This window comes from Prevotella vespertina, from assembly GCF_009728485.1.
Taxonomy (GTDB): Bacteria; Bacteroidota; Bacteroidia; order Bacteroidales; family Bacteroidaceae; genus Prevotella; species Prevotella vespertina.
Map to the genome: position 1 here is coordinate 33,254 of NZ_VVIQ01000006.1, position 15,532 is coordinate 48,785.

The 15,532-nt window shown below is 43.0% G+C and carries 13 protein-coding genes and 1 tRNA gene; 1 reads left to right on the forward strand and 13 read right to left on the reverse strand.

Going from position 1 to position 15,532, the window contains the following annotated elements; all coding sequences use genetic code 11:
• Positions 1-85 precede the first annotated feature (85 nt).
• The 13 genes from F0475_RS06715 to prmC form a co-directional block, all read right to left on the reverse strand.
• Positions 86-1,321 (reverse strand): SusF/SusE family outer membrane protein, encoded by a 1,236-nt coding sequence (locus F0475_RS06715; RefSeq protein WP_155716016.1) that lies wholly within the window; start codon positions 1,319-1,321, stop codon positions 86-88.
• A 30-nt stretch (positions 1,322-1,351) separates the two neighbouring features.
• Complete coding sequence (locus F0475_RS06720) at positions 1,352-3,097, reverse strand: RagB/SusD family nutrient uptake outer membrane protein (protein ID WP_155716017.1); 1,746 nt, start codon at positions 3,095-3,097, stop codon at positions 1,352-1,354.
• Positions 3,098-3,131: 34 nt separating this feature from the next.
• Positions 3,132-6,119 carry a SusC/RagA family TonB-linked outer membrane protein gene (locus tag F0475_RS06725; RefSeq protein WP_155716018.1) on the reverse strand — a complete coding sequence of 996 codons (2,988 nt, stop codon included), beginning with the start codon at positions 6,117-6,119 and terminating at the stop codon, positions 3,132-3,134.
• A 739-nt stretch (positions 6,120-6,858) separates the two neighbouring features.
• Positions 6,859-7,557 (reverse strand): DUF4919 domain-containing protein, encoded by a 699-nt coding sequence (locus F0475_RS06730; RefSeq protein WP_199879795.1) that lies wholly within the window; start codon positions 7,555-7,557, stop codon positions 6,859-6,861.
• 16 nt (positions 7,558-7,573) lie between these two features.
• Positions 7,574-9,115: a YifB family Mg chelatase-like AAA ATPase gene (locus F0475_RS06735; protein WP_317163198.1), complete on the reverse strand. Its 1,542-nt coding sequence runs from the start codon at positions 9,113-9,115 to the stop codon at positions 7,574-7,576.
• A gap of 11 nt (positions 9,116-9,126) precedes the next feature.
• The gene (locus F0475_RS06740) at positions 9,127-10,122 is read right to left on the reverse strand and encodes a DUF4369 domain-containing protein (protein ID WP_155716020.1); all 996 of its coding nucleotides are present in this window, start codon (positions 10,120-10,122) and stop codon (positions 9,127-9,129) included.
• Between the two features lie 17 nt (positions 10,123-10,139).
• A tRNA-Leu gene (locus F0475_RS06745) sits at positions 10,140-10,225 on the reverse strand.
• A 436-nt stretch (positions 10,226-10,661) separates the two neighbouring features.
• The gene (locus tag F0475_RS06750) at positions 10,662-11,246 is read right to left on the reverse strand and encodes a hypothetical protein (protein WP_199879796.1); all 585 of its coding nucleotides are present in this window, start codon (positions 11,244-11,246) and stop codon (positions 10,662-10,664) included.
• Positions 11,247-11,256: 10 nt separating this feature from the next.
• Complete coding sequence (locus F0475_RS06755; protein WP_155716022.1) at positions 11,257-11,706, reverse strand: SRPBCC family protein; 450 nt, start codon at positions 11,704-11,706, stop codon at positions 11,257-11,259.
• Between the two features lie 22 nt (positions 11,707-11,728).
• Entirely contained in the window at positions 11,729-12,364 is a 636-nt protein-coding gene (gene pyrE, locus F0475_RS06760) for an orotate phosphoribosyltransferase (protein ID WP_155716023.1), read from the reverse strand.
• An 86-nt stretch (positions 12,365-12,450) separates the two neighbouring features.
• On the reverse strand, positions 12,451-13,158 hold the full coding sequence (locus tag F0475_RS06765; protein WP_199879797.1) for a ComF family protein: 708 nt from the start codon (positions 13,156-13,158) through the stop codon (positions 12,451-12,453).
• Positions 13,155-13,661 carry a regulatory protein RecX gene (locus F0475_RS06770; protein ID WP_155716024.1) on the reverse strand — a complete coding sequence of 169 codons (507 nt, stop codon included), beginning with the start codon at positions 13,659-13,661 and terminating at the stop codon, positions 13,155-13,157. The genes F0475_RS06765 and F0475_RS06770 overlap by 4 nt, the downstream gene beginning before the upstream one ends.
• Positions 13,658-14,521, reverse strand: a complete 864-nt coding sequence (gene prmC, locus F0475_RS06775; RefSeq protein ID WP_155716025.1) for a peptide chain release factor N(5)-glutamine methyltransferase — start codon at positions 14,519-14,521, stop codon at positions 13,658-13,660. The genes F0475_RS06770 and prmC overlap by 4 nt, the downstream gene beginning before the upstream one ends.
• 27 nt (positions 14,522-14,548) lie before the next feature.
• On the opposite strand from prmC, the gene ribD reads away from it, so the two are divergent.
• Positions 14,549-15,529, forward strand: a complete 981-nt coding sequence (ribD, locus tag F0475_RS06780; RefSeq protein ID WP_155716111.1) for a bifunctional diaminohydroxyphosphoribosylaminopyrimidine deaminase/5-amino-6-(5-phosphoribosylamino)uracil reductase RibD — start codon at positions 14,549-14,551, stop codon at positions 15,527-15,529.
• Positions 15,530-15,532 lie beyond the last annotated feature (3 nt).

Below are 15,532 nucleotides of genomic sequence, written 5' to 3' on the forward strand. Positions count from 1 at the left end.
GTAACACATACGTGTCAAGCACGTGACTCGTATGTGTCAGAAAAGGGAATCGTATGATTGCTGCTACCGAATCATATTAGTGGAGTTATGCGCCTAAGTACTCTGCCTTAAACTTCTTATTCTTCAAATCGAGCGTTAGCTTATACTTACCAGCCTTTGTTACCTTCCACTTCTTGTCGCCATAGCTCTTCTCTGTACCATACACAAGTGCATCGTTAGCAACGCCCTGCGCATTTACTTCCGTATTCTCTGCAGGCGCAAAGAAGTAGGGCTTTTCGTCAGAGAAGCCAGTTTTATCAAGCATAAACTTCATCTCACCCTCTGCCAACTGAACCTCAACAGAGAAGATATGATCGCCTGACTTCGTGAAAGCAACGCCATTATCAGTTACCCAACCAGCAGGAGTTGCGCTACCAATCATATAGACGCTTTCAGTGTCCCAAGGCGTTGGAGCTGCTGGAGCAGGAGCATCAGCCTCGAACTTCGTCACCTTGATTTCATGCTTTGTGAGGTCGAATACAATGGTGTAAGTACCAGCTTCTGTTACCTTCCACTTATTGTCATCGCCACCAACAACCATACCTTGCTTTGCTGGTCCATCATGGTTGAACTCACAATCGGCCACAGGAGCTTGTATCAAGTTGTTCCATCCATCTGATTTATCGAATGACAATTTGAACTCACCCACGTTGAGATGACCCTCATAAGTGAATTGTAATGGGCTAGTAGAAGTCTTAGCAAACTTAGCAGTGCCAGCTTGCACCTTAGCCTTCAAACCATCGATATCCCAGCCATAAGGCGTTGCATTACCTATGAATGACAACCACTCTGTCTCGATAGGAACGATTGGACCAGCTGGCTCTTCGCCCTCATAAGTAACCGTGAGCTTACGTGTACGGAGGTCGACAGCGAAGGTATAAATACCCGTCTTTGTCACCTTCCACTTATTATCGGCACCACCTTTGCGAATATCAATCGCATCGCTGGCAACGCCCTTATCATTGATTTCAGTATCAGCAGCAGGTGCGTAAACAAATGTGGCACCCCAATCACCCTTAGAGAGTGGCAACTTAATCTCGCCCGTCTTTAGTTTACCATGATAAGTGAAAAGGTACTTATTATTCTCATCACGTGTCATCTCGTATGGATTGTCAATGCTCCACCCAGCAGGGGTAGCATCACCCACCATATAGAGATGGTCAACCTTCAATGGAAGCTCTTCTGTGATGACCACGATATCCTTATCATCATGACATGATTGGAAGGTTATTGGCGCTAGAAGTGCCAATAGAGCCATACCATATTTTACTATTGATTTCATCTTACGAATAGGTTTTAATCATTTAATAAATTATTTACTATCATAGCCTGGGTTCTGCTTCATACCCTTGTGAGAATCCAAGATATCAGGATGGAATGGGAAGATTTCGGTGTGCTTATCAGCATCTGCCTCCTTATCCCACCATGCATCTTCAAACTTTCCGAAGCGAATCAAGTCGATACGACGACGTCCCTCTGCAAAGAACTCACGTCCCCACTCTGCCAACATCTCCTTCATATCGAGGGTTGCTGTACCTTCTGGGGCATAGAGAACCGTGCTCCAATCTGAAGAAGGATAGTTACGCTTGCGAACCATATTCAATAGCTTGCCTGCTGCAGTAGCATCGCCCTTACGCAACTTGCACTCTGCTAGACTATAGATAATCTCTGGGAGGCGAATCTCACAGTAATCTGCCTCAAGTTGATGATCCTCTTCCGTATCTGGATAGAGAGGGTACTTAGCAAACATCCAACCAGAGTTGTCGTCACCATCCTCGAGTCTACTATCAGCCTTATTGAGCCACTTGCTACCATCAGTAGCACCGAACTTACCAACAGCGTCACGTATGTCAAGAGCAAATCTACCATTGTGATCCTTCAAATACTGTGGGTGTCCGTCATCATCTATATAATGAATCTTACCGAAGATGAACATACCTTCACGTCGACCATTGTTTAAGTTCTTGTACATCTTTAGTCGAACGTCTGATGGATACTTCTTGAATTGAGCGATAGGCATACCTAACTCGAAGTTATACTTCTCTCCCTTAGGATTATAAGATGGTGAAGCAGAATACTTGATGTTGTGTGAACCTTCCTTGCACTTCGTATCCTTCAACCAGTCATTAGCCTTAGATGGAACTGACCACCAATACATATCACCCTTGTAATGCCAGTGTGTCTCGCCCTGAGAACTTGGGAATGCGAAGATAACCTCATCGCACTTGTCATTATCCCAATCAAAAGCAGCGTCCCAACGGTCAGCTACAGCGTATGTACCATACTTACCATCAAGAATGTCCTGTGCATACTTCTCTGCATCAGCAAAGCGATCTTCACCAACATAAACCTTTGCATTCATGTACAAACGAACCAACAATGCAGCCGCACCAGCTTGTGTCCATTGACCTTCGAGACGATCGTTACCACCAAGTGAAGCCTTCTTTACTAACTCTGGAAGAGCATCTTTAATCTCTTTCTCTATAAAGTCAAAAATCTGACGTGGTGGTACTTGTTCCTGTGAGTTCTTTGATGTGTCTTTGAAACCAACTGAGTAATAAACGTTGCGGAACGCATCCAACAGACGAAGATAATACCATGCACGGAGAACGTGGTTCTGCGCGCGAAGGTTAGCGAACTCTGCTTCAGAAAAACCAAACTTTGATGCAGAAAGTGTATTAAGGTCTTCGATTACCTTATTAGCCTGTCCGATACCTTGATAGCAACCATTGAACTCAGACTGAGCCTCACCATTCTTGTTAATCCACTTATGGCGGTGCATACGAGCCCAACGACCACCATCATCCCACCAGTCTTCACGTGTAGGAGTAATCAATTGATCGGCTGTTTCTTCATTCAATACATGGCGACTCTGGATACTCCAGAAGCCATGTTCGAATGGACGAAGTACTGCACGAATAACGTCATCCTTCGTATTATAATAGTTGCTTGATGCCACTTGGTCATACAATGTCTCACTAAGATCAGTACAACTTGAGGCTGTCATAAGGGCCGCAGGCACTGCTAACAATGCTGCGTATTTATATAACTTATTCATTGCTTTTCATTATCTAAATGATTGAACGATTGTTTTAGAAGTCAACTTGCAATCCTAACATGAACTGGCGTGTTGATGGATAGTATGTACGTGAACCCGTAGCACCTGGTGTCAAGCCATTCAACTGATAGGTAGAAGGGTCTACACCAGAGAACTTCGTAATCGTAAAGAGGTTGGTTGCAGTTGCATAGATACGAACAGAGCTAAGATACTTCTTCTTCATATCTAAGGTATAACCAAGACTTACAGAAGAGAGCTTCAAGTAGTCACCAGGCTCAAGGAAGTAGTCTGAGACGATAGGGTTCTGTGATACTGCAAGGTTCTTACTGTATGCTTTATCCATTACATTACCTTGGAAGTTCTTAATACCATAATAGAAGTCATGGATATTGAAGATATCAAAGCCCAAAGCTGTCTGGAAGAACAATGAAGCATCTAAGTTCTTATAACGGAAACTATGTGTCATAGAACCCGTGAACTTTGGAAGACCATTGCCAACATACTGACGATCATCATCTGTAGCGTTGTCTGCTAAGACCTTATCACCATCCTTGTCATAAACAATCCACTTACCATCAGGGGTGATACCAGCATACTTCCACATATAGAAGCTACCGATACGGCGTCCCTTCTCGATACGTTGTAGTGTATGGAATGGGTATGGATCCTGTGTATCAACCATGTAATAGAAGTCCTGACCAACAAACTTACTGTTGCTGAACTTAACGAACTCATTACCCATTGTTGCTCCTACGACATTGAGTGTATAGGTGAAGTCCTTCTTCTTAATAGCATTCCAAGTTACATCAAACTCGAAACCAGTGTTACGCATAGTACCTACGTTCACGAAAGTAGTCGTAAACAAATAAGGTGGAACAGTCACGTTATAATCACCCAAGAGGTCTTGCTGTGTACGATTGAAGTAGTTGAAAGAACCGAATAGGTTACCATTGAACAACGCCCAATCAAGTCCAACGTTCCAGTTTTTACCCTTCTCCCAGTGCAAGTCATCGTTTGGATTCTTACCAGGACCCCATACTTGATAAGACTTGCCATTATACATATAGTAACCAAAGCCCGTCATTGTGTCAAGTGACTTATATGAACCGAAGTCCTGATTACCTGTCACACCGAAGTCTGCACGGAGCTTCAAGTCGGTCAACCAACTCTTTGTTCCTGCCATAAACGCCTCATCAGAGATACGCCAACCTGCAGACACAGCTGGGAAGTTACCCCACTTGTAATGCTCACCGAACTTTGTTGAACCTTCATGACGCAAAGAAGCTGTCAACATATAGCGTCCCTTCCAGTCATAGCTTACACGTCCGAAGAATGCAATCAGCTTGTAACCATTCTTATAAGAACCCATACCAAGCTCGTCCTTCTTCTTCATGAACTTACCTGTTCCTAAGTTATTGTCCTCGAGAGCATCGTTAGGGAAGTCCTTGTTCTCTGCATTGAAGCCTGAATAGAGAGCCTCTTGATAAGAGTAACCAAACATAGCCTTAACGTTGTGATTACCAAACGAGTTGCTATAGTTGTTAATCCACTCCAAACTATGGAGAGATTCCTTTTTATAATTCTGTGATGCTTCACCATCACGACCTGCATTAATAGTACGGGTGTTGGTTGATGGGCTAAACCACTGGTTATAGTTATCATACTGATGGTCAGCGAATGTCAACTGTGTTGTCAACACCTGCTTTCCAGGATTGGTCAATAACAATGGGAAGAGATTCAACTTAACGGTACCATCCCAGTCAATCAACTTTGTTGTACCAGTATCTTTACGTCTCTTCTCCTGCTCAATAGGGTTCCACTCAGCAGGCTGTCCCTTAAAGTTATAGTACAGCGCAGGGTTCTGTGGGTCCCAAATAGGAGTCGTAGGGTTAGCCTCCAAGGCATTGCGGAACACATCCCAAGTAGCGTTCTTACGATAGGCAACACGTGGAGCGATATTCAAACCGAAGGTTATCAAACCGCTGTTGGTTGTATGGTTCAAGCTGATACGAGCACCATACTCCTGACGACCAGAGTACTTATCAATACCCTTTGCATCACGATAGTCTACCGATGCACGGTAATTTGACTTGATATTACCACCACTAAGTGTCAATGTATGAACTGTGCGAACACCAACACGGCTCACTTCCTTCATCCAGTCTGTTGAACCACCAAGGTCATAACCAGTACCAGAAGCCAATCGGTTGGCACGATACTCATCAGCTGAGAGCATATCAAGGTCCTTCTTAATGACATCTAAAGCGATAGAGCCACTATAAGAGGTATGCAAGTTTCCGTCACGAGCTCCCTTCTTTGTCGTTACGAGAATAACACCGTTAGAACCACGAGTACCGTAGATTGCTGATGCAGCACCATCCTTCAAGACATCATAACTCTCAATGTCATTAGGATTGAGGTTGGTTAAGTTACCACCAGGCACACCATCGATGACAATCAATGGACCAAGTCCTGCAGCACGAGATGAGACACCACGCACCTGGATACTTGCCTGATTGTTAGGGTCACCAGCACCAGTATTGGTAATACTAACACCAGCCACCTTACCTTGAATCATCATAGATGGGTCTACACTTGCTACTTGTGTGAAGTTCTTAGAAGATACGTGAGAAACAGCTGAGGTCAACTCCTTCTTATCCATTGTACCATATCCGACAACTACAACCTCATCCAAATTAGCTGCATCTTCCTGCAACTTTACATTGAAATCGGACTTCCCTGCAACAGGAATCTCCTGTGTCTTGTAGCCGATGTAAGTTACTCGAATACGAGATTTAGCACTTGTAACAGGCAAAGTGAAGTGACCATCAATGTCTGTTACTACACCATTCTTGGTTCCTTCCTCCATAATGGTAGCACCTATAATAGGCTCTCCATTCTGGTCAGTTACGGAACCCTTTACATTGAAATTTTGAGCAGCTACGTCCAACGTACAGGCTAGTCCCACCGCAAGGGTAAGTACTTTGCGCCATGAACTGTTCTCTGTTTGCAATGGCTTCATGATTGTTCTTTTGTTTTGATTTATGTTTTTAATACTTCTATCTACGCTCTTCTATGAGACAATGTCCCTATAGGAAAGTATGTGCAAAGATAACAAAAAAAAAGCCTTTAATATACTTAAATAAAGGTAGTCAAGCAAATGTACAAACAATATTAATTGATTATCAACAACTTAGAACATACTTCATACAACAAAATACAACGTTAGTTATAAGCCTTAATACTAAATGATAAGTATCATAGAGTACTATTTATTAACATTTAAATGACACCTTTATCTTACAGAATCAATAATATTTATGAGGAAATTGGATAATGAGTTGCTATCCTACTAGTAGGTTATAAACATAAAATCAAACAACCTTTTACCATAAGAAAAACCGATGAAATGGGCTAAAATTGCACCAACTTTACCATAACAGGAGAGTTAAATCAATGTAACAAGTAGATAAATAAGGTCAGAGAGAAGCCCTCTGTATAGTGAAACCAAAACCTTTGACAACAAGAAGAGAGAATTAACTAAAATGGAGACTAGGGATATTTGCAAGAAAAATCAGTCTATTTTTCTGTATAAAACAAACTAATCTTTAAATAAAAATAGACTATTTTTAGTTTCAAGAGGATACCTCGACAAATACATCTACCTACATATAATGACGAAAGCGATGCCTGTTTAGCAGATTAGAAGTATTCTTCCAAGAAACAGAAAGCCTGTTTTTATCCTATAACAATAACCTCGTTTATTTCCTACTAAAGCCCTTCTGCTCAAGTTCAAGACATCTAGTAATATCAAAATAAACGTTTTTCTCTTTATAAAATTCGTTTGACTCTCCCAAAGAGATGCGATCGGTATCGCCCAAAAAAGCTTGCCCTTTTATATTGGAAATCTTTAGATAATAACGAATAAAGTTGTATTCATCGGCAACGCAGGTAACAGCAAAGGGATGAATCTTACTTCCGTCACCAGTCATAGCAATGGTATTTAAAATCAGCTCAGTGCGTAGAAGGGTCTTCTTAACATCTTCCTCAACACTCCATGACCTATCAGGATGATTGTTAGCGAGGTCTGAATAATAACTTAACTTACCTATTAAGGCATCCAAACTCAATGGGTTTACCTTCAATATAGAGTCTGCCAATTCACTAACAACTTCCATCTTACGACAACGAAGAGAGTCTTTCATATCCCTACAAACGTTCATTTCCTCACCACAACTGATGTACGATTGACCAAAGAAAGCCAAGATACGATCCTGACTTGTCATTGTCGAATCCATACGCAACAATGCCATACGCTCTACCAAAGTCTTCACTCTCTGCGGATTATGCTCTACTTCCGTCCGAATATAGTCCCAATCAACGGGGGTAATAGGTCGTTCTGTCTGTGCAACTATCATAAGATTAACTGAAAGAAACCATAAAATAAGTATTTTCTTCATTTCCATTTACTTTTACTTAACGCTCTGCCCAATCACTTCTATCTAAGTTTCTATAACCTATCGCCTCGGCTATGTGCTGTGAAAGGACAGCCTCAGAACCATCTAAGTCGGCTATCGAACGAGCCACTTTCAGTATTCTGTTGTAAGCACGAGCCGACAGTTTCAACCGCTCCATAGCATTCCGAAGCAACTCCATAGAGGCTTTGTCTGGTTCAGCAAACGTGTGGATGAGCCGCTCGGACATCTGTGCATTACAATGAACATTGTGGTATTCACGGAAACGCTCCGTCTGTATGGCTCGCGCTCGGATAACTCTTTCACGAATAACAGCACTCGATTCGCCCGCAGCTGCTTGTGAGATGTCTTTGAAAGGGAGCGGAGCTATCTCGCATTGGATGTCAATTCGATCCATGAGAGGCCCTGATATCTTCGCAAGATACTTCTGTATCTGCCCCGGAGTACACACACAATGATGCGTAGGATCGGCAAAGTAGCCACAAGGACAGGGATTCATACTCGCCACAAACATAAAGCTACAAGGGTAAGTGACCGTGTATTTGGCACGAGAAATCGTTATATGACGATCCTCCAAAGGCTGTCGAAGCACTTCTAAGGTATGCTTATTGAACTCAGGAAGCTCATCGCAGAAGAGCACACCATTATGTGCTAAGGTGATTTCACCCGGCATTGGATTGGCTCCCCCACCAACGAGTGCAACCTCAGAGATGGTGTGGTGCGGACTTCGGAAGGGTCGCTGCGTAATCAATCCAGCGTCTCTACCTAACTTCCCAGCGATGGAGTGTATCTGAGTTGTCTCTAAGCTCTCTGCAAGGGATAGCGGAGGAAGGATGGAGGGAAGCCTCTTTGCCATCATACTCTTACCACTTCCAGGTGGTCCAACCATAATGAGATTGTGCCCACCGGCGGCTGCTACCTCCAAAGCACGCTTCACATTCTCTTGTCCACGGACGTCAGCAAAGTCGAGATCGAAGGCATACTGATGTTCATAAAACTCTTTTCTCGTATCGACATAACAAGGTTCTGGATTGGTTGTACCATTCAGGAAGTCGATAACCTGCAATATGTTCTCCATGCCATAGACCTCCAATGTATCCACAACAGCCGCTTCGTGCTCATTAGCTTTTGGTACAATGATACCTTGGAACTTATCTGCTCGTGCCTTAATAGCAATCGGTAGCACTCCTTTCACGGGTTGCAACGTACCATCAAGACTTAATTCCCCCACCAGCATAAAGGCTTTCAAGCGGTCATTACTCATCTTATCATTGGCGGCAAGGATGGCTATTGCCAATGGAAGATCAAAGCTGGAACCCTCCTTCTTGAGGTCAGCTGGCGCAAGATTAGCCGTGATGTCGGCTACAGGAAACTTGTAACCAGTATTGAGAAGGGCTGCTGCAATACGGTCGTGGCTCTCCTTTACCGCGGCATCAGCAAGTCCGGTAAGATGAAACAAGACGCCCCGCGTAATGCTTACTTCGACTGTCACGGTGGTAACTTCCATTCCGTTAACAGCTGCACAGAATGTTTTTACAAGCACGTTAGTAGTTTTTATTCAACGCCATAACGCTGACGTATGGTATTGGCAGTAATGTTTCTCTCTGTTACTTTACCATTGCGTATGACGATATTATCAGGTATCATAGTCAGTCCGAACGTCTTTAACAATGGTGAACTCAGCATTTTTCCATCGCAGACGTTGGGGAATTGGATGTCATCACGTACCAGTGATTGACGCACCTCCTTAGGGTTTGCATCCACACAAACGCTTAATGCGGCTATTTTACCAGCCTTCACAGCATCGTTCAAGGCTCGTTGTATATCCAAACTTTCATAACTCCACGTTGCCCAAACATTGATGATTGCAACGTTCTTATTGCTATACATTGCATCATTCACAGCCTTTCCGTTTACGTCTTTGGCTGTAAAATGAGGCAACTTACGCCCTATCTCCACATTACCCAAGTCCTTTATTTGTCGGTTAAGACGACTCAAAGTTGTGTTCTCGGGCTGTTCCTTTATCAAAAGAGGGAGCAGTTGGGCTGCCAACTTATAGTCGGGAGATTCTGTTTGAATAAGATATCGGTTTAATAAATATGCACTCACAGGCGACTCGGGATGGTCTTTAATAAACTGAATAGCATATTTAAGTTCTTGAGGTGGAGCCACACTCGCAATCTGCTTACGGAACTTTGTCATCAATTCATTCGCATCGGTACCCTCCACCTCCATCTCTTTAAGGTGCGACGCATCGGCTTTCACCTCTACAGCCTCACCTGACTCTGCGAAGATAGGTTGCGTTGAGTAATTGGGAAAGACTATAATAAGTGTGGCAGACTTACTACATGGTCTCTCATACGAAAAGCGCCCAGTTTCCACCTTGATAGTATCCAATCCACTGATACCACCATCTGGACTATATACATAAAGTTCGCCTTGATTCATGTGCAAGAAGCGCCCCTCCATCTTGAAGTAACCACTGCGAGTACCACAAGAGACCAACAGTAAGGAGAGTAAAAACATATAAACTATTCGCTTCATGCGCATAGAGATTTAAGAAGAAGTGCCGCGAGCGGGACTCGAACCCGCACAGCCATTACTGGCCAAGGGATTTTAAGTCCCTCGTGTCTACCAATTCCACCATTGCGGCAAACCGTTTGCAAAGATAAGGCTAAATCTCCGAACTGACAAAAGATTTGCTTGTTTTTTTGATTAGAAAAGCTCATTTTGACTCCAGATATAAGCTAATTGAGACCTAAATGAGCTATGAAGAACATTTGAAATAGCACAATCTCATTTGCAACAGACAAAAGAGTGCAAAGAAGGAAAGCCCTTCCTTGCATTAAAGAGGGCGTTTCGTTGCTATAAGAAGAGCCTCTCTTCCAATGGAAGAAAGGCTCTTCTTGACTTCAACAACAATCTACATTAATTGAAGATTAAGGTTCTTACCCCTACTTGATACTATTCAATTCAGAACATAGAAACCTGTAACTAACCTCAAATTCCAATGTTACTCTATCGTTTATAGACGTTATTAAGAAGATATTTCCTTATGATTTTCTATCTAAAATGCACTTTCTTCCAATTCAACTAACGCCTAATACGCCAAAAGGACCAGTACTATTAGCACGATAACGGGTTAGTTTTTTACCCGACCCACCGCTGACTATGTTGCCACCAGTATTGAGATTGTATTTGCGATGACAGTGGTTACAAGTAGCAATACCCGTGTTATTGATTGTCAACTCATAGTTCCGTAGGGGCAACTCACGCAAGTCAAAGCAATTAGGACATTGCAAGTCATAGGCGAAGAAAACGGCTGGGTTGTCTAGATTCCCATAACCAACTATGAGTCCATTGTTCATCCCGACATGCTTCCAAGACTCTAGTCTAAGGTCGATACCATCAAACCATACGGGTGCAGAGGAGCGTAGTCCTTGGTTGTTCTCGAACTGAAAACAATACCTCCCACTCGTGTAGGACGACTTGATGATACAAAAGACTCCAGGTGAAAGAGCATTCATTGCTGTTGCAAGAATTGGGTCTCTATGCGTGTCGTTATTAAATGTAAAGTAAGGATGATAGTTGCTGTATTCATAATCGAAATTGTCTCCACAAGATGAGAAAGACAATAAGATCATGAACACAACACACTTTAGAATTTCTTTCATAGGCTTTCCTTTATTCAAAAGGAATCATTGCCAACGCATCAGCAACCTTCTCTATACCCTCTTGCAAAGGCTTTGATACCATCGACTTAGCAAAGAATGGGATGTCTGCATCAATGGTTAATTTCATCTTAGAAGACGCCTCTGTTACAGGTAATATTTGTATCCAGAAGTTAAAAGAGAAGGGCGAGTTGTCACTCTCAAACTTGATTGTCTTAGGCTCATCACGCTCTATGATACGCATCGAAACTTGCCCAACAGGATCAACCTTAATCGATAAGGAATCATGATCGAAACTAAGGTTCTGGAGTTTATCCTTTACCTTATCCATATCTTCATTACCGACTGATTCCTCTGGAAGATGGTCCTTTAAACGTTGTATATTAGTAAGATCACTCAACATAGCATACACGCTTTTCTGTGAGTGAGGAATCTGTTTTACACTGCTTTCAAACTTTGTCATTATGTTTATTGGTTATGTTTTCTTAGTCTTTCTGCCAATTCGCAGGATCCTTACGCCACTCATGTAGCATAGTGACATCGGCTTCTTTGATGTAACCAGTTTCTAGAGCCGTCTCTACAACATGCTCATAATCGGTCAAGGTAACGAGTTTCACACCTGCTTCTTGGAATGCTTTCTCTGCGACGGGGAAGCCATAAGTATAAGAGGCAACCATACCAACGACTTCAAAACCAGCCTCTCTAAGAGCAGCAACAGCCTTTAAAGAAGAGCCACCAGTTGATATTAGGTCTTCAACAACAACCACCTTAGCACCAGCGGGAAGCTCTCCTTCAATCTGATTCTTCATTCCGTGGTCCTTTGGCTTTGGTCTTACATAAGCATAAGGCAATGCTAGTTCATCAGCAACAAGCATACCTTGCGCAATAGCTCCAGTCGCTACACCTGCAACAGCAGTAGCTTCTGGGAAGTTCTTCAGCACTGCATGCACTAGTTCTAACTTCACAAACGAACGCACATCATGGTATGATAGCGTCTTGCGGTTGTCACAATAGAAGGGAGACTTCCATCCACTAGCCCACGTAAAAGGGTCATTAGGTTGCAACTTGATCGCTTTGATCCCTAGTAACTTGCCTGCAAAGGCTTTCTTTAAATCGTTCATCTTGATAGTTTATGGTTATATTCTAAATGCAAACTTACACATTTTTTTGATATTAAAGGGCTAAAGGTAGGAAAAAGAATAGCTCTTTAATTGTTCTTGGCAAAGCCTAATGAGAGTACACTCAACTTCACGTTATCTCCTTTGAGTAGCTCTTGGGCTGCAGAAACAAGGGTTGCACCTGAGGTTATTATATCATCTATCAAAAGGATATGCTGCCCTGCTATACTGGAGGAGTCTGTTAATCGGAAGGCTTTCTCTACATTCTCATTGCGTTGCCAGTGGTCTTTTTGTGTCTGACTACCATGAAATGTAACACGTTGGAGAGCTTTTCCCAATATTGGAATACCTGTAACAGCGCTAATGCCACGTGCTATCTCCATACTTTGATTGTATCCTCTCTCGCGTAAACGTTGCTTAGTTAAAGGTACAGCAACGATAGCTGTGATTCCATCAAAGTATTGCTCAACGTTGAACTCATCTGCGATAAGGCGTCCCAAAGCCTCTCCTATCTCAGGATGATGCCCATATTTAAGCTTATAAATCAGTCGGCTTGTATCGGAATGAGGCTTATAAAAGAAGAGAGAAGCCCCTTTCTCTATTGGTATTAGCCCCCAAAACAAACGAACAAGCTCGTTATCATAGGGGGAATGGACATATCCTGTACGGGGAAGTCGTAGGTTACAAGCCCCACAAAGGATCTCTTCTGACATGGACAAACGCTCTCCGCACACTGCACAAGCACGTGGGAAAAAGGTGTCTAAGAGTCTGGAAAGAAAGCTAATTCTCCTTTTCATTCTTCTATGAAGTCTACATCTCCATCGCTGTCAACCACTCCTTCATCAATACACCGCCGTATCAAGTCCATCGTGAAGCCACGTCCCATGGCAAACTTTATCAGTTTCATCGAACGCTCGTAATCGCTTTCTGCCTTAATAGTGCGGTACTTACTAGCCATTAAGGGGCGTAAAACCTCTAGATACTCGGCATCCTCAACAGCATCCAAAACGCTTGATGCGATGTTACTATCCACTTTCTTCAACCAGAGAGCCTGCTCTATTTTACGTCTACCCCACCTATTGTAACGTATTTTATCATGTACAAAGAACTGCGTGTAACGCTCATCATCAACATACTTCAGGCTTATCAATTTCTCAAGTATGCGTGTTTGTGCATCTTCGGAAAGCCCCCATTTGCGCATCTTCTCAATCATCTCACCCGAACAATGCTCTCCTTTCGCACAGAGATCGGCAAGCTTTTTCAAGGCTTGAGGCTCTAATATCGGTCGTTTCTGTATCATCCTCTCATCGCTTTAACGAACCTCTGTTTGCCAAACTGGTCTTCCTTCAGTTCTATCTGTTTATATCCTAGATTGCTTAACATGTCTTTCACCTTATATATATATAGTGGATTGGTCTCAAAATAGAGCTTCCCCTCATCGGTCAAAGCCGTCACACCATATTCAGCAATAGCCCTATAAAACTTTATTGGGTCGTTATCAGGAACGAAGAGGGCTGTTTCTGGCTCATACTTCAGTACATTCTCCGCCATAGAAGAGCGCTCTTTATCGCAGATATAAGGTGGGTTACTAACGATGATGTCCCACTTCTGTTCCTTAGCAGTAGCCGAAATCGATAAGATATCCTCCATCTGTAGTACCACAGAAGAGTCCCATCTATGCACATTGTCACGTGCTATCAGGAGCGCATCAGCCGATATGTCCCATGCAGTAACAGCCGAGTTATACAGATCTAAAGCCAGTGTCACAGCGATACAACCACTACCTGTACCCACATCTAGCACTTGCAAGGGTACAGGAGGTTGCAAGGCGCAATACGGATGATTGTTATCTACTTCTATCCAACGGCACAACACTTCTGTTTCTGGGCGTGGTATCAATACACCAGGGGCAACTTTAAAGCTCCGACCACAGAACTTCTCCATGCCTAACACATACTGAACAGGCTCCGACGAGGCAAGTCTTTGCATGATTTTATCGAGTTCCTCCGCTGCATCTCGGGATATTTCATTAACTTTGCCAGTATATATATCGGTTAAGGAAAGCCCAAACTTCACTTCCAAAACTAATCGGATGATAGATTGTGCTTCGCCTTCTCCATATAAAGGAACAAGTCTGTGCCATAAATCTTGGTATGTCATAGATGCAAAGATATGAATTTTAATGATATGAAACAAGCTGATATTGACGAAAAATACATGCGTCGTTGTTTGCAATTAGCCTACAATGGGATGCTAGAAGCGAAACCCAACCCTATGGTGGGGGCTGTTATTGTAAGCAAAGAGGGTAGGATTATTGGTGAAGGTTACCATGTGCAATGTGGTAAGGGGCATGCCGAAGTGAATGCGTTTGCCTCTGTTAAGGAGGTTGACAGTCATCTCTTACATAATGCGACATTGTATGTTAGCCTCGAGCCATGCTCACATTATGGTAAAACTCCACCTTGTGCCGACTTGATTATACGCAAGGGCGTACACCGAGTAGTGTGTGGTTGTATTGATTCCTTTGCTGAAGTGCATGGCAGAGGAGTACAGAAACTACGTGACGCAGGCATTGAAGTGACCGTAGGAGTACTCGAGAAAGAGTGCTTGGAACTAAACAAACGCTTCATAACATACAACACGCACCATCGTCCCTACGTCATCTTGAAGTGGGCACAAACGATGGGTAATCCTGCATATATTGGTTATCTGCCAAGCAAAGATTACCATCCTTTGAACATATCAACGCCTTTCACAAAGATGTTGGTACATAAGTTAAGGGCGGAGAATGACGCTATTCTCGTTGGAAGAACTACTGACGACTTAGAGCATCCACAGCTTACTGTAAGGGAGTGGAGCGGTAAGAACCCCGAGAAAATAGTTCTTTCACAACAGAAATCCACCTCATCTTCACAATACCCAAGTCCCCAATCCGTCCTTGACCATCTATATCAAGAGAAGAAGCAAAGCCTCATTGTAGAAGGTGGAGCAAGTACCTTACAGAGCTTTCTAGACGCTGGTTTATGGGATGAGATACGTGTTGAGACTGGTTCCTTATTGGTTGATAAGGGTGTAAAAGCCCCTCAATTACCTCCGAATATACGTATAACTCGTATCAAACAATGGGGTGGCAACAAGATTGTAACCTATCACCGAGAAGAGAGATAAGCC

What these genes read in the sequence shown, in the direction of transcription:
- F0475_RS06730 (WP_199879795.1), bottom strand. Translation starts at nt 7,557, where the DNA reads ATGAAGAAAATACTTATTTTATGGTTTCTTTCAGTTAATCTTATGATA.
- F0475_RS06770 (WP_155716024.1), bottom strand. Translation starts at nt 13,661, where the DNA reads ATGATACAGAAACGACCGATATTAGAGCCTCAAGCCTTGAAAAAGCTT.
- prmC (WP_155716025.1), bottom strand. Translation starts at nt 14,521, where the DNA reads ATGACATACCAAGATTTATGGCACAGACTTGTTCCTTTATATGGAGAA.
- F0475_RS06765 (WP_199879797.1), bottom strand. Translation starts at nt 13,158, where the DNA reads ATGAAAAGGAGAATTAGCTTTCTTTCCAGACTCTTAGACACCTTTTTC.
- F0475_RS06715 (WP_155716016.1), bottom strand. Translation starts at nt 1,321, where the DNA reads ATGAAATCAATAGTAAAATATGGTATGGCTCTATTGGCACTTCTAGCG.
- pyrE (WP_155716023.1), bottom strand. Translation starts at nt 12,364, where the DNA reads ATGAACGATTTAAAGAAAGCCTTTGCAGGCAAGTTACTAGGGATCAAA.
- F0475_RS06755 (WP_155716022.1), bottom strand. Translation starts at nt 11,706, where the DNA reads ATGACAAAGTTTGAAAGCAGTGTAAAACAGATTCCTCACTCACAGAAA.
- F0475_RS06720 (WP_155716017.1), bottom strand. Translation starts at nt 3,097, where the DNA reads ATGAATAAGTTATATAAATACGCAGCATTGTTAGCAGTGCCTGCGGCC.
- F0475_RS06725 (WP_155716018.1), bottom strand. Translation starts at nt 6,119, where the DNA reads ATGAAGCCATTGCAAACAGAGAACAGTTCATGGCGCAAAGTACTTACC.
- F0475_RS06740 (WP_155716020.1), bottom strand. Translation starts at nt 10,122, where the DNA reads ATGCGCATGAAGCGAATAGTTTATATGTTTTTACTCTCCTTACTGTTG.
- F0475_RS06750 (WP_199879796.1), bottom strand. Translation starts at nt 11,246, where the DNA reads ATGAAAGAAATTCTAAAGTGTGTTGTGTTCATGATCTTATTGTCTTTC.
- ribD (WP_155716111.1), top strand. Translation starts at nt 14,549, where the DNA reads ATGAAACAAGCTGATATTGACGAAAAATACATGCGTCGTTGTTTGCAA.